Origin of the sequence: Algoriphagus litoralis (genome assembly GCF_003259255.1) — a bacterium.
Classification (GTDB): domain Bacteria; phylum Bacteroidota; class Bacteroidia; order Cytophagales; family Cyclobacteriaceae; genus Algoriphagus; species Algoriphagus litoralis.
In genome coordinates this window covers 1-19,082 of sequence record NZ_QGOL01000008.1, presented here as the reverse complement: position 1 = coordinate 19,082, position 19,082 = coordinate 1, and the positions used below count along the sequence as shown (strand labels likewise).

Annotated in this window: 15 protein-coding genes; 9 read left to right on the top strand and 6 right to left on the bottom strand. The window is 44.6% G+C overall.

Going from position 1 to position 19,082, the window contains the following annotated elements; genetic code table 11:
• Positions 1–3 precede the first annotated feature (3 nt).
• Both DK188_RS09755 and DK188_RS09750 read left to right on the top strand, forming a co-directional pair.
• Positions 4–3,048 carry an efflux RND transporter permease subunit gene (locus tag DK188_RS09755; RefSeq protein WP_111670649.1) on the top strand — a complete coding sequence of 1,015 codons (3,045 nt, stop codon included), beginning with the start codon at positions 4–6 and terminating at the stop codon, positions 3,046–3,048.
• Complete coding sequence (locus tag DK188_RS09750; RefSeq protein WP_111670648.1) at positions 3,045–6,167, top strand: efflux RND transporter permease subunit; 3,123 nt, start codon at positions 3,045–3,047, stop codon at positions 6,165–6,167. Before DK188_RS09755 ends, DK188_RS09750 begins: the two co-directional genes overlap by 4 nt.
• 107 nt (positions 6,168–6,274) lie before the next feature.
• Here DK188_RS09750 and DK188_RS09745 read toward each other — a convergent pair whose 3' ends face one another.
• From DK188_RS09745 to DK188_RS09715, 6 genes are all read right to left on the bottom strand, one after another.
• Positions 6,275–6,973: a hypothetical protein gene (locus DK188_RS09745; protein WP_111670647.1), complete on the bottom strand. Its 699-nt coding sequence runs from the start codon at positions 6,971–6,973 to the stop codon at positions 6,275–6,277.
• A 206-nt stretch (positions 6,974–7,179) separates the two neighbouring features.
• The gene (locus DK188_RS09740) at positions 7,180–8,547 is read right to left on the bottom strand and encodes a Gfo/Idh/MocA family protein (protein WP_111670646.1); all 1,368 of its coding nucleotides are present in this window, start codon (positions 8,545–8,547) and stop codon (positions 7,180–7,182) included.
• A 472-nt stretch (positions 8,548–9,019) separates the two neighbouring features.
• Complete coding sequence (locus DK188_RS09730) at positions 9,020–9,370, bottom strand: DUF5615 family PIN-like protein (RefSeq protein WP_111670644.1); 351 nt, start codon at positions 9,368–9,370, stop codon at positions 9,020–9,022.
• Entirely contained in the window at positions 9,370–9,609 is a 240-nt protein-coding gene (locus tag DK188_RS09725; RefSeq protein ID WP_111670643.1) for a DUF433 domain-containing protein, read from the bottom strand. The genes DK188_RS09730 and DK188_RS09725 overlap by 1 nt, the downstream gene beginning before the upstream one ends.
• Before the next feature lie 131 nt (positions 9,610–9,740).
• Positions 9,741–10,814 (bottom strand): Ldh family oxidoreductase, encoded by a 1,074-nt coding sequence (locus DK188_RS09720; RefSeq protein ID WP_111670642.1) that lies wholly within the window; start codon positions 10,812–10,814, stop codon positions 9,741–9,743.
• A gap of 183 nt (positions 10,815–10,997) precedes the next feature.
• Positions 10,998–11,939 carry a Ppx/GppA phosphatase family protein gene (locus DK188_RS09715; protein ID WP_111670641.1) on the bottom strand — a complete coding sequence of 314 codons (942 nt, stop codon included), beginning with the start codon at positions 11,937–11,939 and terminating at the stop codon, positions 10,998–11,000.
• Between the two features lie 172 nt (positions 11,940–12,111).
• Between DK188_RS09715 and DK188_RS09710 the strand changes: the two genes are divergently transcribed.
• The 7 genes from DK188_RS09710 to DK188_RS09680 all read left to right on the top strand — a co-directional run bounded on the left by DK188_RS09710 (position 12,112) and on the right by DK188_RS09680 (position 18,995).
• A complete protein-coding gene (locus DK188_RS09710) occupies positions 12,112–13,695 on the top strand; it encodes an acyl-CoA carboxylase subunit beta (protein ID WP_111670640.1) in 1,584 nt (527 codons plus the stop codon).
• 129 nt (positions 13,696–13,824) lie between these two features.
• Positions 13,825–13,986, top strand: a complete 162-nt coding sequence (locus tag DK188_RS21705) for a four helix bundle protein (protein ID WP_232825708.1) — start codon at positions 13,825–13,827, stop codon at positions 13,984–13,986.
• Positions 13,987–14,162: 176 nt separating this feature from the next.
• Positions 14,163–15,239, top strand: a complete 1,077-nt coding sequence (locus DK188_RS09700; protein ID WP_111670639.1) for a M28 family peptidase — start codon at positions 14,163–14,165, stop codon at positions 15,237–15,239.
• Between the two features lie 82 nt (positions 15,240–15,321).
• Positions 15,322–16,080, top strand: a complete 759-nt coding sequence (locus DK188_RS09695) for a helical backbone metal receptor (protein WP_111670638.1) — start codon at positions 15,322–15,324, stop codon at positions 16,078–16,080.
• 204 nt (positions 16,081–16,284) lie between these two features.
• Positions 16,285–17,637, top strand: a complete 1,353-nt coding sequence (locus DK188_RS09690) for a Gfo/Idh/MocA family protein (RefSeq protein WP_111670637.1) — start codon at positions 16,285–16,287, stop codon at positions 17,635–17,637.
• A 3-nt stretch (positions 17,638–17,640) separates the two neighbouring features.
• Complete coding sequence (locus DK188_RS09685; RefSeq protein WP_111670636.1) at positions 17,641–18,402, top strand: 3-keto-disaccharide hydrolase; 762 nt, start codon at positions 17,641–17,643, stop codon at positions 18,400–18,402.
• Positions 18,399–18,995: a 3-keto-disaccharide hydrolase gene (locus DK188_RS09680; protein WP_111670635.1), complete on the top strand. Its 597-nt coding sequence runs from the start codon at positions 18,399–18,401 to the stop codon at positions 18,993–18,995. The genes DK188_RS09685 and DK188_RS09680 overlap by 4 nt, the downstream gene beginning before the upstream one ends.
• The last annotated feature ends 87 nt before the right edge of the window (positions 18,996–19,082 follow it).

The following is a 19,082-nucleotide window of genomic DNA, read 5'->3' as shown; positions in this document are numbered from 1 at the left end:
GCCATGATCCGATTTTTGCTTGAGCGGCCGATCGCGGTGACGATGTCTTTTTTGGCTTTGATGGTGTTCTCGGTGATTGTCTTTCGACTGTTGCCGATTTCGCTGTTGCCGCCTATCGATGTGCCGCAGATCGTGGTCAAAGTCACCTATCCCAATGCTTCACCCGAATCCATCGAGCAAAATGTCCTGCAGCAGATCCGTGAGGGACTGATCACGCTCAATGGTCTGGAGGAAATGGAAAGCAAGGCAGGTTCGGAGATCGGGACGGTTCGCTTGACCTTTGACTACGGAACCAAAATGGAATTGGCTTACATCGATGTCAATGAAAAGATCGACCGCCTGACCAATTCCCTTCCCAACGACCTTCCCCGACCAGAGGTCATCCGGATCAATACTTCAGACATTCCTGTCGCTCGCGTTCAGGTGATTCCAAAACCCGATGTGGATCAGGTCGAGGTCAGTCTGTTGGCAGAGAATGTCCTTAAGAAGCGAATCGAACAGCTTCCTGGAGTTTCCTTGGTGGATATCAACGGGAAGCGGGAGCGCATCATTTCCGTTCAGCCGAATGATGCTGCACTTGCGGCATTGGGAATGAACCAAACCGAACTGATTGAAGCCATCCAATCTGGAAATGCAGAGTTGCCGGGGATCAGTGTGAAAGACGGACAGTTTCGATACTACCTCCGACTGGCGACAAGGGTAGATTCACCGAGCGATATCGAATCGCTACCTGTGCGCTCTCCTAGGGGGGCAATTGTGCCTTTGGGAAGAGTGGCAACGGCTAAATACGAAACTCAGGAAATGTTGGGTTATCACCTTTTTGGCCAAAAAGAAGGACTGGTGATCACCGTGCATAAGCAAGCCTCGGCGAAAATGAATGAGTTGATCCCCGAGCTAAAAACCTCAATGGAGCTCTTCCGGACTGACTATCCTCAGGTTGATTTTGAGATTACCCAAGATCAAAGCAGCTTATTGAATGCTGCTATTTCCAACCTACAAACCAGCTTGCTTTTCGGTGGGATTTTCGCTTTCGGCGTGCTTTTTCTATTTATCAAAGACTATCGGATTCCGCTGATCATGGGCATCAGCTTGCCATCTTCCTTGCTGATCAGCTTCTTGGTTTTCTACTTTTTCGATATTTCGATCAATATCATCTCGCTCTCGGGCTTGGCATTGGGTATCGGGATGCTGATTGACAATGCGATCATCGTGCTGGATAACATCACCCGGAAGCGGGAAGCTGGAATCCCGCTGTTTGAGGCTTGCGTGCAGGGATCCAATGAAGTGATGGGCGCGCTGATCAGTTCGGTATTGACGACCTTGGCGGTTTTTGTGCCGCTGGTTTTCCTGAGTGGGATCTCTGGAGCTTTGTTTTACGATCAGGCGGTTGCAGTAGCCGCGATTCTTTCGGTTTCGCTTTTGGTGGCTTTTGTCCTGCTGCCGCTTTTGTACTGGTTGATTTTCCGGGTAGGAAAGCGGGATTCGCTTAGAGGCGAGCCCAAGGCTTTTCTGAAAGTATTGAGGGTCTATGAAAAAGGGTTTCACTGGATTTTTGGAAGAAAGAAACTGGCGCTTTTGGGATTTTTCATCATCATCCCCTTGGGATTAGGCTTGAGCCTTTTACTTGAAACCGAAGGTTTGCCCGAAATCGAAAAACCCGACGCTACGCTCGAAATCGACTGGAATGAGCCTATTTCGGCCAGTCAAAACCGGGACCGCTTGGTCGGATTGATCCAAGAAATCAACGATTACACGCAGGCGGAAGCAGATATTGGCGTTCGGCAGTTTTTGCTTTTTGACGGGGATAATTCCATTCAGAAGTCTTTGCTCTATTTGCTTTTCCCTTCGGAAAAAGAAAAAGAAACCCAACTCGAACTTCTGCGAAAGCGACTGGAGGAGGAATATCCGGTGGCGACGTTTAATCTCGGTGATGCGCCCAATGCTTTTGATCAGCTCTTCAGTTCCAACATGCCGTACTATGAGGTTCGCTGGAAAGACCTGAAAGCCAAGAAACCCATCGAAGCGGCCAAGATGAAGCCTTGGTTGGACGATTTTCCGACAGAAAACTGGGAACCCGGACCGGGCCTGCAGGAAGAGTCTTCGGTAGTTTTTACCCTTTTGGCAGACAAACTCGCCCTCTATCAGATTCCCGTTCAAAGTGTTCAAGATCAGTTGTCCCGGCTTTTTGGAGTTTTTACGATCACAGATATCCGCCGATTTGGGGAGATTACGCCGATCCGGCTTCAGGAAAATCAGGATCGATTTGAGGATCTGTTGCGAACGACTCGGGTTTATGCCTCTGACAGCACATCCTATTTGCTCCAGGAATTTGTAGACTATCGCTATGCGGATCAGTACAAATATGTCACTGCGGATCGTGGCGGGATTTTCCAAAGTGCCCTGATCAATTCTGAAAATCCCCATGCCCAAGCTACTGAGTTTGTCAAGTGGGGAGCCGACAAAAATCTTGCAGTGGAGACTAAGGGGCAATACTTCCGTGACCAGGAAAATATCAGGCAGTTGGTTGGCATTTTAGGGATTTCGGTTTTGCTGCTGTACTTCATTTTGGCGGCCCAGTTTGAGAGTTTTGTGCAGCCGCTGATTGTGGTGTTCACTTTGCCATTGGGGATTGGCGGCGCTTTCCTGGTGCTTTTACTTTGCGGAGCTACACTGAATGTGATGTCGGCAATCGGCTTGGTGGTGATGCTGGGCATCATGGTCAATGATGCGATTCTCAAGATCGATACGATCAATCGGCTGAAAATAGAGCTAGCCCAAACTCAAGGGCTTGGTGGAGCCGTACTTTTGGAAACTGCCATACATGAATCCGGTAAAATCAGACTGAAGCCTATCTTGATGACTTCGATTACGACAATTTTAGCGCTGATACCGATTGTCTTCAGTGCAGGTCTCGGGGCAGATTTGCAGCGGCCCTTGGTGTTTGCGGTGATTGGTGGATTGACGATCGGGACGGTAACGGCACTGTATTTTGTGCCCTTGATGTATTGGTTTTTTGATTCTGTGGCGGGGAAAAAGGAAAAGGGATGACGGCATTTCGGGTACTGATCGCTTTCGTGGTTTTGGGGATTTTGGGCGTTGCCGTAGTTCCCTTGCTGTCGGTGGATCTGAATCCCCGGGAGCGTGAACCCGTATTGACGATTGCTTACGGAATTCCGAGGTCATCGCCAGAAATCATCGAGAAACTGGCTACTTCGCCCCTTGAAGGGGCATTTTCCCAGCTTGCTGAACTTAAGAAAATCAAGTCTGTCTCCAATTACGACCGGGGATCGATCACCCTCACGTTTGACAAGAAGTCGGATATGGAGCTGAAGAAGTTTGAAGTTTTGGCACTGATCCGCCAAGTCTATCCTCAGCTCGACGAGCGGCTCACTTATCCGATTGTGACGCAGTCTGCCCAGGCTCGAGATGACTTCAAAACGCCGATTTTGACCTACAGTGTCAATGGTCCATTTGCTTCTTTTGAAATCAAAAAGATCGCTGAAGATGTCCTGAAGCCTGCTTTGACGCAATTTGCAGAGGTGGAGGAAGTGCAAATTCGCGGAGCAAATGACTTACAAGTTTTCGTGACTTTTGATGCGCAAAAGATGCAGTCTTTCGGTATCTCGCGTACCCTGCTGAATACGGAAATCAATCAGGCATTTGGTCAGAAGTTTCCCGGAACGGTCTACAACAATCAAGATCAGACCCTATTTGTCACCTTAGACCGTAAGCTGAATTCACTCGATCAGCTTGAGAATCTCAACATCCGTCAAGTCGGAGGAATGGAAGTTCGGCTGCGGGATATCGCTCAAGTGACGATGGAAGAAGGCGAAGCCACGAACTATTACCGAATCAATGGAAACAACTCGGTGACCTTGACGGCCATCAATCGAGATGGTGTAAATAAGGTTTTGCTCGCAAAAACACTGAAGGCAGCCATCGAATCGGCAAAAGCGAATCTTCCACAGGGTTTTGAGGTCCGATTGGAAAACGATGACACAGAATTTCTTGAGAAAGAATTAAACAAAATCTATCAGCGCTCGGGTTTGTCCATTTTGATTCTGATCACCTTTATTTTCTTGATCAATCGCAATTGGAAGTATCTCAGCATCCTGTTTTTGGGAATTGTAGTAAACCTGAGTCTGACGGCGATGGTGCTCTATTTTTTGAACGTGGACATCCACATGATCACGATTGCCGGATTGACGATCAGCTTTGGGTTGATCGTGGACAATGCGATCATCATGATGGATCACTTGCATAAGTATCGCAATCGGAAGGTCTTTGTCGCACTGCTGGCGGCTTCCTTGACTACGGTGGTTGCCTTGATGATGGTGTTGCTTTTGCCTGAGGAAGACCGGAAAAGTTTGACTGAGTTTTCGATCGTCGTTTCGGTGATGTTGGGAGTGAGTTTATTGGTTGCCCTCTTTTTTACGCCTGCGTTTTATGAGGTTTTGTTTAAGGAGTCAGTTCAAAAAGGCAGAAAACTTACTTTACCAAAGCTCCGAAGAAGAGTGAATTGGCTTCGACGCTATGAGTCGGGAATAGCTTTTACAGCAAGGTATAAGAAGACCTTCCTTTTTGCGATTTTATTGCTTTTTGGAACTCCCATTTTCTTCCTTCCTGCCAAATGGGAAGGGCAGGAATGGTACAACAAGACGGTGGGAAATACCTTTTATCAGGAAGAAATCAGACCCTATGTTGACAAAGCACTTGGAGGTTCGCTTCGGATGTTTGTCCGGGGAGTGTATGAGAAAAGTACTTACCGGGAACCGGAGAAAACCCGGCTGTATGTTTCAGCTCGACTTCCTTTTGGCAATACACTGGACCAGATGGACTTTATCATGCGGGAATTTGAGACCTATCTCAAAGACGTCGAGGGAGTCGATCAGTTTGTGACCTATGTGATGTCGGGGCAATACGCGCAGATCGTGATCACCTTCAAGGAAGCCTATGAAAATGGCGCTTTGCCTTATCAGTTGAAAGGGAAACTCTCCGTGAAATCGACCGATTGGAGTGGTGCGCAATGGAATATTTTTGGTGTAGGACAGGGGTTTTATACGGGAAGTGGGGGAGAAGGAATTCCAAGTTTCCGCGTGGAAATGAAGGGATACAACTTTGACGAACTGGAGCGACAATCGGAGATTTTGGCGGAGAAACTCGTGCAACATAAGCGAATTCCCGAGGTGAATACCAATGAGCGATTAAGCTACAACGAGCAGAAAACACAGGAATATGTCCTGAGACTGGATCAAAATCAGATCGCGCTGGGCGAAACGAATCAGTTTGAAGTGCTTAACACACTTCAGGACCTGTCCAAACCTCAGGGGCCTTCAAGTTATCTTGAATTGGCAGACCAAAACTACGGATTGATCCTGCGGGAACGTCAATCTGAGCGCTTCAGCAAGTTTGATTTGGAGCAAAAAGGATTGATCAGCGGGGAAGATCGTATTTTGAAGATTTCGGATTACGGCACGCTGAATCTGGAAACGACGACGAATGCATTACATAAAGAAGATCGGCAATACATCCGGGTGGTTTCCTTTGAGTACATGGGTTCGGCCAAATTTGGGAACGAATACCTTGATGAGGTTTTAGAAGAAATGAAAGTCATCATGCCCATTGGTTACGAAGCCAAGAAGCAGACTTGGAGTTGGAACTCTGACAAAGCCAAGCGGGAATATGGGCTGCTGGGACTGCTGATTGTCGGGATTTTCTTTATCTGTACGATTCTATTTGAAAATTTCAAACAGCCAGTTTACATCATTCTTCTGATTCCGATCAGCTTCATCGGGTTGTTTTTGATCTTTTCTTTATTCGATTTTTACTTTGATCAGGGTGGCTATGCGGCCTTTGTGATGCTTGGGGGGTTGGCGGTGAATGCGGGGATTTTTATTCTCAATGACTTCAATAACCGCAAATCGGGCGTGTACAATCGGAACATTTTAAAGTCTGTTGCTGGAAAGGCGATTCCGATCTTACTGACAATTCTCTCGACTTGTTTTGGCTTGGTGCCATTCCTGATCGAAGGTCAAAATGAAATCTTTTGGTTTTCGCTGGCGATCGGCACCATTGGTGGCTTAGTCTTCAGTATGGTAGGAGTTTTTTGGATTTTGCCGGTGATGATGTGGCAGAAGCAGAAAAAAGCTGGTGCTGAATCGCGATAAAAAGTCTGATCGGCATGTTATAACCGAAGGTTTGAGTATCCGGTGACTAAAAGCTGAGGAGCTAACCTAAGCGGATTTTTAATTCCAAAATCAGCTAAGGCCAACTCCTAAAACGCGTCATACACCAGTATTCCGATAGAAAAAGAGAGCTTGGTAAGCGGGGCACTTCTGACTTCATAATCGAATGTACCGCCCCCGTTGGGAAGTGGGTCAAAGGTCGTATCGCCTTTGGTCAAAAAGCGAAGGGAATTGCTGCTTTGGTAGTTGGCTTTGAATTCAAGCACCAAGTCCGGGTTAGTTGGAATGGGAAATTGGACACCTGCCCCAAATCCATGTGCCAAAGTCCAGTTTTCGAAGTCCTTTCCTGCCTCAATAGTGTCTTCAGCTGCGATACTTTCCCTGATTTTATAGCGGGTGTAGAGGTAATTTGCTCCAAATTTTGCCTCGATAAATGGGCTTAATTTGCTTTCTGGAAAAGGCAAATACCGAATGACTACCATACCCGTGGCAATGTTGTTATTTCTCCGTAATCGGAGTTCGTCTGAAAATCCTTCGTAGAGATCGGTGCGCTTTTCAAGTTTGGAGCCGTAGATTCCATAGCCTAATTCCAGGCCAACCTGAATCGGTGCACTACGCGCCTCATGAAGGAGAATTCCTGAAAGTGAGGGAAAAAACAATCCACCTGTTTCACTTTTCAATTGCCCAGTTGCTAATCCACCGTTGAAATGACCTCCAGCGATGAAGAATTGTGCTTTTACCGGAAAGCCAAATGCGAGAAAGAGGAGAGCGAATAATAGCTTTTTCATAGGTGTGAACTAGCTTTTCATACGTCAAAAGGCCCTCGGTTGGTTACTGATAAATAGATTGATTGGTGAGAAAAAGATTAGAAAGAATGGTTTTCCTTGATTAGAGCTTAGCAGTAATTCCAAAAATCCCCGAGAGGGTAAAGAAAAAGAAATCCCGAACTGAAACTAGAGTTCGGGATTTGAATTGGGAATATGAAAGACTCAAATCAGACGTTTTTCGGTTCGGGGTGAACGTAAGGAGCCCGGTATGGTCTACGAAGTTTGGCTGTAGCTTCAGGATCATCGATTACCGTCATGTTTTTTGGATCATAGCGAAGAGCTCGGCCTCCCAGTTCCATGGAGATGTTTGCCAAAATGCAAGAGGCAGTGGAAATATGGCCTTGCTCGACATCAGCGATTGGCAAAGTGTCCTGATCTATCGATGCTATCCAATCTTTCATGTGCAGTCGCGTGGCTGGAGCGGCATTTAATTCAATTCGATCTTCGGTCAGGTCTTCAGGATATTTTTCCCGCTCAAAGAAGCAGTCGAAATGCACTTTTTCTTCCTTGGAGTCAAAAGGAATGTAATCGGCCTGCATGGTGCTTCCTGCCAGCATCCCTTTTTCCCCATAGATTTTGAAAGCCCAAGGATATTCTGGATCGACTGGATTTCCCCAAGTGCGGTGTTGCCAGACTACATTGAGTTCAGGGAATTCAAATATTGCGGTTTGTGTGTCGGAGATATTGGATTTCCCTTCCTTTTGCACATAGATGCCTCCGGTAGAGGTGATTTGCGTCGGCCAGCCAAGTTTAAGCATCCAGCGGACAGTATCCAGCATGTGTACACACATGTCACCGGTGATACCATTACCATATTCCATGAATGTTCTCCACCAGCGGATATGGGGAAGTCCGTCGTAGGGACGCATCGGTGCCGGTCCGGTCCACATTTCGTAATTTAGAAAATCTGGTACAGGCTCCACAGGAGGGTTGCCATTGGCACGCATGTGGAAGTAGCAACAGACCTCCGCGTGGCTGATTTTCCCGAGCTTCCCGGTGTCGATGATTTGTTTTTTTGCATCGATCAGGTGAGGGGTGCTCTTGCGTTGGGTGCCGATCTGCACTTTTTTATTGTATTTGCGAGCAGCGGCCAGGATTGCTTCTCCTTCGATCACATCGACTGAGATCGGCTTTTGCAAATACACATGCGCACCAGACTTCAATGCGTCAATTGCCTGCAGCGCATGCCAGTGATCAGGCGAGCCAATCAATACGAGGTCGCATTTATGTTTTTTTAGAAGATCTTGATAGTTTTCGAAAAGCTCAGGGACTTTCTTGGATTTTTGACGCTGGGATACAAGTTCACCTGCTGCAGTTAGCAGATTTCTGTCCACATCACTGAGTGCGACTACTTCCACATCAGCTACTTGGATCAGGCGGAAAAGGTCAGACTTGCCATACCAGCCTGTTCCGATCAGGGCGACTTTGAGCGGTCCTTCCTGATCTTTGAAATCCATTCCGAAGAGGCCAAAACTCGCCAAAGTCATCATGGCGGATGAGCCTTTCAAAAAGTCACGTCGATTCAATTGATTCATAGGTTTTTGGGTTAAAGAGTAATGTGCCTTTCAAGATACAAAAAGGGCAGATAGATGCAAATCGGGATGGGATGGGAGGGAGAAAGTTGGAAAGTTGTAAGATTGAAAAGTTTAAGTTATAAGAATAGAGTTCTCTTAGATGGTTGTCGAGCTATCCCATTTTTTTGATTTGAAAGAAAGTTTTATCCATCCGGGGAGGATTATCCAAATCATACCCGTAGGCAATGCTATTAAGATATTGGTGGATTCTCAGCCGTCTCTGCCAGGTCAGTTTTTGGTGTTCCTTTCCTTAGTTTACTTGTTCGGATACGTTCCAAGCCTCAATAGCGTTTCGATCAAGTTTGTATTTTTTTTGGGAATCACTCATGCACTCTAAAATTAGAAATGTTGGTAAAATGATTTACAAGTCGAAGCTAATTAATGTGAGACCAAGTTTTTTCGAGATCTGTATTTAACCCCTCAAAGAACAAGTTTAATATGCTCGTTGTCTGATCGAGTTCTTATCGATGACAGTTAGGGCATTTGCAAAAGAGAAATTTTTGGAGATTAAGTCTAGAAGGATCTTTCCGGGATCTTTTGGCTCAAATTCATTAAGTCTAAAAAACACAACTCCTGATTCCGGTTTTAGGCCATACTTGAAGATCAATTCTCCATAATCGGAATCATGAGTAAGAATAGTGAGTTTTTGAGAAATAGCTATTTTCATCACTTCTGGATCCGATATTCCTTGGTATTCTTCAGCAATTGATGTGATTTCGACATTATTTTCTCTCAAAAAAATGACACTTGGCCAAGGGAAATTTTCATTAGCTAAAAAACTCATTATGAAACTTTGCTTCGGATTTCAACCATCAATCCATCTTTGACAAAATCATTTAAATAGGAAAATACTGCCTGTAAATCTTCTTTTTTAATATGAGGATATGACTCAAGAATTTTTGATTCCGACCAACCATCAGCTAATCTTTCAAGTAGAAATTCCACAGAAATGCGGGTGCCCTTAATTACAGGTTTGCCAAGTAATACATTTTTATCTGATATGATTCGTTCTTTCCAATCCATAGTCTAAAATACAGAAATTATGGCTATAAGTTTTGAATGGCGCTGAATTTTGAAAAACGATGAAACTACTCGTATAGAAGCATAAAACACGAATTCCTTGATTGGAATCCAAAGCTTTTCTGTTAAAATCCTTAAAACTTCACTCCAAACCGCTCTCCAAGTTCCGTCAGATCCTTCACCACGGGATCAAGGAGTGGAATACCGTCAGATTTTCGAATGGCTTCCAGTTCCCGCTCTGGGTCACCAGGGATCAGGACTTTTTCATTTCCCCGAGTAGGCGTAGCGGATCTAAAGCGCGTAATCCAATTATCCATATGGGATTTAAATTCATCGGCAGGACGGAAGGCATCCACGCGCATGGCACCGAAAAAGTGCCCGATCCCTTCTCCGACCAAGTTTGGTAATGGATCCAGAAAAGCCACAAATGGAGGTACCCAAGGACCGTAATTCGCGCCGGAAAGTACTGCTGAAAAAATATCCACGATAGCACCCAGTGCATAACCTTTGTGCGAACCGTGCTCTCGATCTCCGCCAAGCGGAAGTAAAGCCCCACCGTCTTTTACCCCATTAGCGGAAGTTGTAGGACTTCCGTCTTTGTCCTGAACCCATCCAGTTGGCGTGTCGAGTCCCTTACGCTGTAGAATTTCCAATTTCCCGTTTGCAGCAGTGGTCGTTGCCATATCGGCCACGAACGGAGGTTGGTTTTTTGCCGGAATGGCCACGGAAATCGGGTTGGTGCCAAGAAGTCTTTCTCTGGAAAATGTCGGGGCGACTAGTGGACTTGCATTGGTCAGGGAGATTCCGATCATGTCGTGCTCCAAAGCCATCATGGCATGATAGCCAGCGATGCCGTAGTGGTTGGAGTTTTTCACAGACACCCAGCCTGTGCCTACATTTTTGGCTTTTTCAATAGCCACTTTCATAGCAAATGGTGCGACGACCAAGCCCAATCCACCATCTCCATCGACTACTGCCGTGGAGGGTGTTTCGTAGGAAACATGGATATTGGGTTTGGCATTGATTCTTCCTTTTTCCCACAATCTCACATAGCCAGAAAGCCGCGCAACGCCATGACTGTCCACTCCGCGGAGGTCTGCAGATAGCAAAACTTCTGTACCAATCTTCGCATCCGCCTCAGGACATCCGATTTTGGTAAGCATTTCAAAAGTAAACTGATAAAGTTGATCGTAGGAGAAAGTTTGCATGAGAACGTTTATTTGCTGGCGCAAAGATAGGCTCTCTGGCCACAGATGCATAGGTGAATAGGGTTGAAATGGAAATCTTAAGCCGAAAAATAAATCCAGGCTGTCACGAAAAAGCTGAGGCTATCTGAAAAATCTTCCAGTAATTCGTTTCGTTCCTTTTGCCACTAGTGACTTTAAAAAAACTTAAACAGTCACCTTTCCTGAGATCAACCTGGAGACAGCGCCTTCTTTAAGAGAATAATGCGAGCAGACAATCGCCTCGACAGGTACATAGCGTAAAATAAACTCGATCAGGCAACTGGCCACCACAATCATATCAACACGCATGGCGATCATGCCGGGTATTTTCATCCGCTCTTCTCGATTTTTTGTCTTAAGCAATTCAAAGATGCGTTCAAATTCGGCTTTTGGGAGCTCAAAAACATGCTGACCTGTCAGCTTACACTGAAGCATTGATTCAAAATAGATGTCTGTCAGCGTGTCAAAAGTCCCCGATGCACCAACCAAACCGGTCGGTTTGAATTTTCCAATAGCTTCGATAAGAGGCTTCAGTTTTTCCAGACAATAGGCTTCCAGTTTTTCGACTTCGTCGGGTAAAATGGGATCATGATAATGGAATGCATCCAAAAGCCGCTGACCGCCGATTTCAAAGCTTCTTTTCCAAAAAACCTCCTGAGAAGTGCCGATGATAAATTCCACGGAGCCCCCACCTATATCCATCATCAGATTAGTATGTCCATTGAGTGAACCCGAAAGATTGATTCCCTCATAGATCAATTGAGCTTCTTCTTCTCCTGAGATTACATTGATATGAATGCCGAGATCTTCCCAGACCTGTTTGACAAACTCGGGTCCATTTTCGGCATTTCGGACTGCGCTGGTAGCAAAAGCAAAAACCTGATCGATATGCTCACCGTCGATCAGGTTTTTGAAATGCTTGAGTGTATGAAATGCTCTTTTTTGAGCTTCAGGTGCGAGTTGGTTTTGGCTGATACCGCCTTGTCCGAGTTTGACAGGGATTTTTTCCTTGTAAATAGTCTTGAAACCTATTCCGTTCACTTCCACCAATAACAAGTGAAATGTATTGGTTCCCATGTCAATCAATGCAGCTTTTCGGGTACTCATTTTCGGCCAAAATTTTGGATGGGCGAATATAGAAAGTTTTTCAAATGTTCAAGTTAAGAATTGTGATCTACCGTGTTAAGCTATTTTCATACGCTAATTCTTCGATTTTCGGGTCTTCCAATTCACCAATCCAATCAAGGGGCTATATTTGGTCAGGATTAAAATCAGAGAAATGTCAGAATTAAATAAACCCATTTATACCCTGCCAGGTAACGCCGAAAAGCAGGAGCTTTTGCAAAAGAAAAATCTTGAAGCCCTGAAAGGTGGAGGAGATGCAAGAATCGCAGCTCAGCATAAGAAAGGTAAGTTGACAGCCCGAGAGCGAGTGGATTTGTTGATGGACGAGGGGACTTTTGAAGAAATAGACAAGTTTGTAATGCATCGGTCCAAAGATTTTGGATTGGATAAAGAACATTACTTGGGTGATGGAGTCATCACTGGCTACGGAGAAGTGAACGGCAGATTAGTATACGTGTATTCGCAGGATTTCACAGTTTTCGGAGGCTCTCTTTCTGAAACCCATGCAGAGAAAATCTGCAAAATCATGGATATGGCCATGAAAAATGGTGCACCCGTTATTGGATTAAATGACTCTGGAGGAGCTAGAATTCAGGAAGGGGTAAACTCTCTGGGCGGTTATGCAGATATTTTTTATCGAAATACGTTGGCTTCCGGTGTGATTCCGCAGATCTCCGCGATCATGGGACCTTGCGCCGGAGGAGCAGTATATTCTCCTGCGATCACGGATTTTATATTGATGGTAGAAAATACCTCCTACATGTTTGTCACTGGTCCAAATGTGGTGAAAACTGTGACGCAGGAAACTGTAACTGCAGAAGAACTCGGCGGAGCTTCTACACACAGCACCAAATCAGGAGTGACACATTTTGCCTGCGCCAACGAACTCGAAGCCATTCGCCATATCAAGCGACTGCTGAGTTACATCCCACAAAACTGTGAAGATCAGGCGCCAGTCTATCCCTATGAATTGAAAAAAGACGAGTCTAGAAAAGTTTTAGATTCCTTGATCCCAGAAAATCCCAACCATCCTTACGATATACGTGACGCAGTGCGGGGTATAGTGGACGAGGAATCTTTTTTGGAAGTGCATGAAAACTATGCGGACAATATCGTGGTTGGTTTTGCAAGAATCGCCGGAAGAAGTATTGGTATAGTTGGCAATCAACCTCAATCTATGGCTGGTGTTTTGGACAATCATGCCTCTGTAAAGGCGGCTCGTTTTGTCCGTTTTTGCGATAGTTTCAATGTCCCACTGTTGGTTTTGGTAGATGTTCCGGGGTTTTTGCCGGGCACAGATCAGGAGTGGAATGGAATCATCACCAATGGAGCAAAATTGTTGTATGCCTTCTCTGAAGCGACTGTGCCGAGAATCACGGTCATCACCAGAAAAGCCTATGGAGGAGCCTATGACGTAATGAACTCCAAACATATCGGAGCCGATATGAATTATGCCTGGCCGACTGCGGAGATAGCTGTGATGGGTGCTAAAGGCGCTGCAGAGATTATTTTCAAAAAAGAAATTTCAGAGGCTTCTGATCCGGAAGCTAAGCTCCAGGAGAAAGTGGATGAATACACTGCCAAATTTGCAAATCCGTATCGTGCGGCTCACCGTGGATTCATCGATGAAGTAATCCTGCCTTCTGAGACAAGATCCAAATTGATTAAAGCTTTCAAAATGCTCGAAAATAAGGTGGATAAGCTGCCGAGGAAGAAGCATGGGAATATTCCGCTTTGATTGGGGAATTGGTTATTGAGTTATAAGTTAATTGTGGCTTAAACCGTTTATTTGATGAATTTAAGGACTTTTGAAGATTTGGAAGTTTGGAAAAAGGGTTGAGATGTCAGGCTTTTTATCCAAGATGTTGTGAAAAAGTTTCCAGCAGAAGAGAAATTTGCTCTTTCACTCCAGATCAGAAAGTCTTCAAGATCAATTACCAATAATATTGCAGAAGGATATGGAAGGTTCTTCTATCAAGAGAATATTCAATTCTGCAGAATTTCAAGAGGTTCTCTCACTGAGACTTAGGACCATATGTTAGTTGCCTTCGATGAGAAATATATAAATGGTACAGAATTGAATGACTTTAGAGTATTACATGATGATTGTTTAAGGCTACTCAATGGATACATTAGCTATCTACAAAAAGCGAAAACTGGCTCCTCAAACCAATAACTTAATAACCAATAACTCAATGATACTAAATGAATAAGTCTAATACCCCACTCCAGTTCCTAACTACTTACCTCAACAACGCTTCCCCTACAGGTTTTGAAGCTTCAGGCCAGCAAATTTGGTTGGATTATGTCCGTCCTTTTGTCGATACATACTTCACCGATAATTACGGGACGGCTGTCGGTGTGATCAATCCAGAAGCCGAGTTCAAAGTGGTAATCGAAGCCCATGCCGATGAAATCAGTTGGTTTGTTAACTACATCAAAGACGACGGCTACATCTATGTCCGACGAAATGGTGGTTCAGATCATATGATTGCTCCATCCATGCGTGTGAATATTCACACCGACAAGGCAATCATTCCCGGGGTTTTCGGTTGGCCGGCGATCCATGTGAGGAAAGAAGGAAAAGAAGACGCGCCAACTCTGGACAACATATTCATCGATGTGGGAGCCAGGTCCAAAGCAGAAGTCGAGGAAATGGGAATTCACGTAGGATGTGTAATCACATTCAAAGATGAACTGATTGAGCTCAATGGCAAGTTCTGGTCGGGACGGGCTCTGGACAACCGAATTGGTGGTTACATGATCGCCCAAGTAGCCCGAAAAATCAAAGAGGCAGGAATTCAATTGCCATTTGGATTATACATCGTCAATGCCGTTCAGGAAGAGATAGGACTTCGGGGCGCCGAGATGATAGCTCACCGAATCAAGCCCAATCTCGCCATCATCACCGATGTATGCCACGATACTACTGCACCACTCTATAATAAGGTGACAAGTGGAGATCAAACTGCAGGCAAAGGACCTGTCCTTACTTATGGTGCTTCAGTTCATAAAAAACTCCTGGATTTGATTATTGCCAAAGCAAAAGATAAGTCGATTCCTTTTCAGCGGGCGGCCGCATCCAGAGTTACCGGTACGGATACGGATGCCTTTGCTTACTCCAATGAGGGCGTGCCATCAGCCTTGATTTCGCTGCCTTTAAAATATATGCATACCACAGTGGAGACGGCTAGCAAAGCAGACATTGAGCAAGTGATCAGTTTGATGTATGAATTCTTAGTAGACTTTGATCCAAGTTTTGATTTCAGATATATAAAGTAAGGTTTGATTGGTTATTAGTTATTTGGGAAAAGGACGCTGGTCTATTCCCGATCAACTAATAACCAATAACTTTTTCGCACAGATGCATTTCACCGATCATTTAAACCGTACCATTTTTCTCCCAAAGCTGCCAGAGCGAATCATTTCTTTAGTTCCGTCGCAGACTGAATTGCTAGTAGATTTGGGATTGGAGGATAAGATTGTAGGCGTGACCAAGTTTTGTGTGCATCCGGCGCATTTAAGAAAGTCAAAATCGATTGTTGGAGGGACTAAAAATTACCGCTTTGATGTGATTGATTCGTTGAGGCCTGATTTAATTATTGGCAACAAAGAAGAAAATGATCAACAAGGAATAGAAAAACTAGCAGCAAAGTATCCCGTTTGGCTAAGTGATATTTTTAATCTGGAAGATTCCCTTCGGATGATTTCTGATTTGGGGCTGATCACTGGGACCAAAGAAAAAGCTAGGGCGATAGCTTCCCAGGTCCTTCAGTCCTTTTCAAGGCCACTTGTCAAGAAAGGAAGCTGTGTTTATTTGATTTGGGAAAATCCAAAAATGGCTGCAGGAAAGGACACTTTTATTGATTCTATGCTTTCGCTGGCAGGGTTTGAAAATGTGGTGGGTAGAAGACGTTATCCTGAACTTACCGAAGAAACTTTGCTTGAGCTTTCCCCAAATTATTTGCTTTTGAGTTCCGAGCCTTTTCCTTTCAAGAAAAAACACATCCAGTATTATCAAGAGCTTTTACCTAACTCCATAATCAAACTAGTCGATGGAGAGTTGTTTTCTTGGTATGGAAGCCGATTGCTTTATTCTGCAGATTATTTCACTCGTTTATGATTTGGTTCTCAATTGCCACACCGAATCATCTGATTCGCTTTTTCGATATCTCAAGCCCTCTTTCATTCGGGTATTACAAAAGATTATCGGAGAAGCTAATTGATCGATAGGATTTCCATTTGTAAAAATTACGCTTTCTATCAGGTACTTTTTTAAAAAATTCAATTAACTTTTGAGCGTTAACATTAAACCTGTTTCATTTAAATGGAAAATAATCGAAGGAACTTCCTCAAGAAGCTCGGACTGACTACAGGTGCCGCAGCAATTGCTCCTGCAATATTGGCAGAAGCAAAAACCATCAGTCAGGAATACCTTACCAGATCCAGCGGATTCTCAGCCGATCAGCCGATCCGATTGGCCTTGATCGGTGCGGGCATTATGGGTACTGAAGATACGAATACTGCCTTGATGCACCCTAATGTTTCGCTAGTGGCAGTTTGTGATCTCTACGACGGAAGGCTGGAAAGTGCCAAGAAAAAATGGGGAGACCATCTTTTTACCTCCAAAGACCATAAGGAAATTCTAAAAAGATCAGATGTAGATGCAGTGATCATTGGAACGCCTGATTCTTGGCACAAGCAGATTTCAATCGATGCCTTGAATGCAGGAAAGCATGTGTACTGCGAAAAACCAATGGTCCATTCGGTACAAGAAGGCGCGGAGGTGATCGATGCCTGGAAGAAATCTGGGAAAGTAATGGTAGTCGGATCACAGGGACTTTCTTCCCTCGGTAATGAAAAAGCCAAAGAATTACTTGCTGCGGGTGTTATCGGTGATCTGGTTTATGCGGAAGGATTCTGGGCGAGGCATTCACCGGAAGGTGCTTGGCAGTACAACGTCCCTGCTGATGGGGATGAAAAGACGGTAGATTGGAAGCGGTATATTTCCAATACCACCGCTCGTGATTGGGATCCCTTACGTTTCTTCCGTTGGAGAAATTACCTGGATTATGGTACAGGAATGTCTGGAGATCTTTTTGTTCACTTATTTTCTAGCCTACATTTTATTACCAATTCCAAAGGACCAAACAAAGTCTCTTCTATGGGCGGCTTGAGGTATTGGAAGGATGGCAGGGAGGTTCCGGATGTGCTTCTCGGAATGTTTGACTATCCCGAGACCCCTGAGCATCCCGGTTTTAACCTTTCGCTTCGGTGTAATTTTGTAGATGGGACTAGCGGTACTACCTATTTGAGAATCGTGGGAACCAAAGGTTCGATGGATGTCAAATGGGAAGAAGTAGTCGTGAAGCTAAATAACAATGCAGAAAGTGATGATCCGTTTATGAAGGAGCAGGCAAAGCTACGGGCTGAGTCAGGACAGGAAGATCGAGCCAAAATACTGCCACCAAGAGAAACGTCCTATACTGCCGAGAGATCTTGGAAAGGCGCACATTTTGATCACTTTGGCAATTGGTTTAATGCCATCCGAACCGGCGGAACTGTCGTGGAAGATCCTATCTTTGGATTTAGGGCAGCAGCACCTGCCTTATTATGTAATGACAGCTACTTTCAGGATAAATTCATTAAGTGGGATCCAGTAAATATGAAATTGATATAAACTATGAAGAAAAGTTATCTAATGGGGGTGGCATTGCTATCCTTGGTATGGGCTTGTGGCCCAAAAGAATCAGCTGAAACGACTGAAGTGGTCGAGGCAGTGGTTATTCCGGACAATACACTGACAGATGAAGAAAAGGCTGAAGGTTGGTTCCTTCTTTTTGACGGTACATCCATGGAGGGCTGGAGAGCCTTCAATGGTGATTCCACTCCGTCCAATTGGATCATTGAAGATGGGGCGATGAAAGGACTTGGGGCTACAGGGGGTGAAGATTTTGGAGGGGACGTGGTGTTTGGGCCAATGGAATTCGAGGAATTTGAAATGGAGTTCACATGGAAGATTTCTCCGGGGGGCAATAGTGGTGTTTTTTACCATGTAGTAGAGGGACCCAACTATAAGGCTCCATATTATACAGGTCCAGAATATCAGGTGATTGATCAGATTGGATTTGCTCAGCCGCTAGAGAAGTGGCAATCATTGGCCGCAGATTATGCTATGTATGAGCCAGATTATGAAGGTGTGGTAAAACCTGCCGGCGAATGGAATACTTCCAAAATCATTTTCTCAGAAGCAGGATCAAGCTATTGGTTAAATGGCAAAAAGACAGTTGAATTTATTCCTTACTCTGAAGACTGGAATACCCGAAGGAATTCTGGGAAGTGGAATGATTTCCCGGATTATAAAATTGCAAAAAAAGGATTGATAGCTCTTCAGGATCATGGAGACCCAGTTTGGTTCAAAAACATAAAAATTAGACCCCTATGAAAAAGATAATAATAATCGGGTTGATGCTGTTGGTCGCCCAAGCTTCATTCGCTCAAAAAAAGCAAAAACTATTCAATGGTAAAGATCTTACTGGTTGGATAATTTATGGAACAGAAAAATGGTACGTCGAAGACGGTCTCTTGATTTCTGAAAGTGGTCCTGACAAAGGGTACGGATATCTCGGAACCGAAGAGGATTTCAAAGACTTTGAAATTGAACTTGAGTTTAAGCAGGAGGCCAACGGCAACAGCGGTGTTTTTATCCGCTCTACAGTAGACGGAACTAAGGTTTCTGGGTGGCAGGTAGAAGTGGCTCCTCCAGGCAGCGATACTGGAGGGATTTATGAATCCTATGGTAGAGGTTGGCTGATCAAGCCTGATCCTGAAAAAGACAAAGCACTTAAATTCGGAGAGTGGAACAAAATGAAGATAGTCGTCAAAGGAGACAATGTGACATCGTATCTGAATGGCGTGGAAATGGTGAATTTTTCAGATGCTAAAATAGGCGAGGGCAAAGGTGGAGTTCTCTTACAGATCCACGATGGTGGAGGAATCAAAGTGTATTGGAGAAATATTGTTTTGAAGAAACTGTAAACTGATTAAGTCATTAAAAGTGGAGCTTCGGGGCATATGACCTCGGAGCTTTTTTTTATTTTAAAATTTTCCTGATCATTTCCAGTG

Coding starts and splice junctions, on each gene's coding strand:
- DK188_RS09755 (WP_111670649.1), top strand. CDS start 4: ATGATCCGATTTTTGCTTGAGCGGCCGATCGCGGTGACGATGTCTTTT.
- DK188_RS09750 (WP_111670648.1), top strand. CDS start 3,045: ATGACGGCATTTCGGGTACTGATCGCTTTCGTGGTTTTGGGGATTTTG.
- DK188_RS09745 (WP_111670647.1), bottom strand. CDS start 6,973: ATGAAAAAGCTATTATTCGCTCTCCTCTTTCTCGCATTTGGCTTTCCG.
- DK188_RS09740 (WP_111670646.1), bottom strand. CDS start 8,547: ATGAATCAATTGAATCGACGTGACTTTTTGAAAGGCTCATCCGCCATG.
- DK188_RS09730 (WP_111670644.1), bottom strand. CDS start 9,370: ATGAGTTTTTTAGCTAATGAAAATTTCCCTTGGCCAAGTGTCATTTTT.
- DK188_RS09725 (WP_111670643.1), bottom strand. CDS start 9,609: ATGGATTGGAAAGAACGAATCATATCAGATAAAAATGTATTACTTGGC.
- DK188_RS09720 (WP_111670642.1), bottom strand. CDS start 10,814: ATGCAAACTTTCTCCTACGATCAACTTTATCAGTTTACTTTTGAAATG.
- DK188_RS09715 (WP_111670641.1), bottom strand. CDS start 11,939: ATGAGTACCCGAAAAGCTGCATTGATTGACATGGGAACCAATACATTT.
- DK188_RS09710 (WP_111670640.1), top strand. CDS start 12,112: ATGTCAGAATTAAATAAACCCATTTATACCCTGCCAGGTAACGCCGAA.
- DK188_RS09700 (WP_111670639.1), top strand. CDS start 14,163: ATGAATAAGTCTAATACCCCACTCCAGTTCCTAACTACTTACCTCAAC.
- DK188_RS09695 (WP_111670638.1), top strand. CDS start 15,322: ATGCATTTCACCGATCATTTAAACCGTACCATTTTTCTCCCAAAGCTG.
- DK188_RS09690 (WP_111670637.1), top strand. CDS start 16,285: ATGGAAAATAATCGAAGGAACTTCCTCAAGAAGCTCGGACTGACTACA.
- DK188_RS09685 (WP_111670636.1), top strand. CDS start 17,641: ATGAAGAAAAGTTATCTAATGGGGGTGGCATTGCTATCCTTGGTATGG.
- DK188_RS09680 (WP_111670635.1), top strand. CDS start 18,399: ATGAAAAAGATAATAATAATCGGGTTGATGCTGTTGGTCGCCCAAGCT.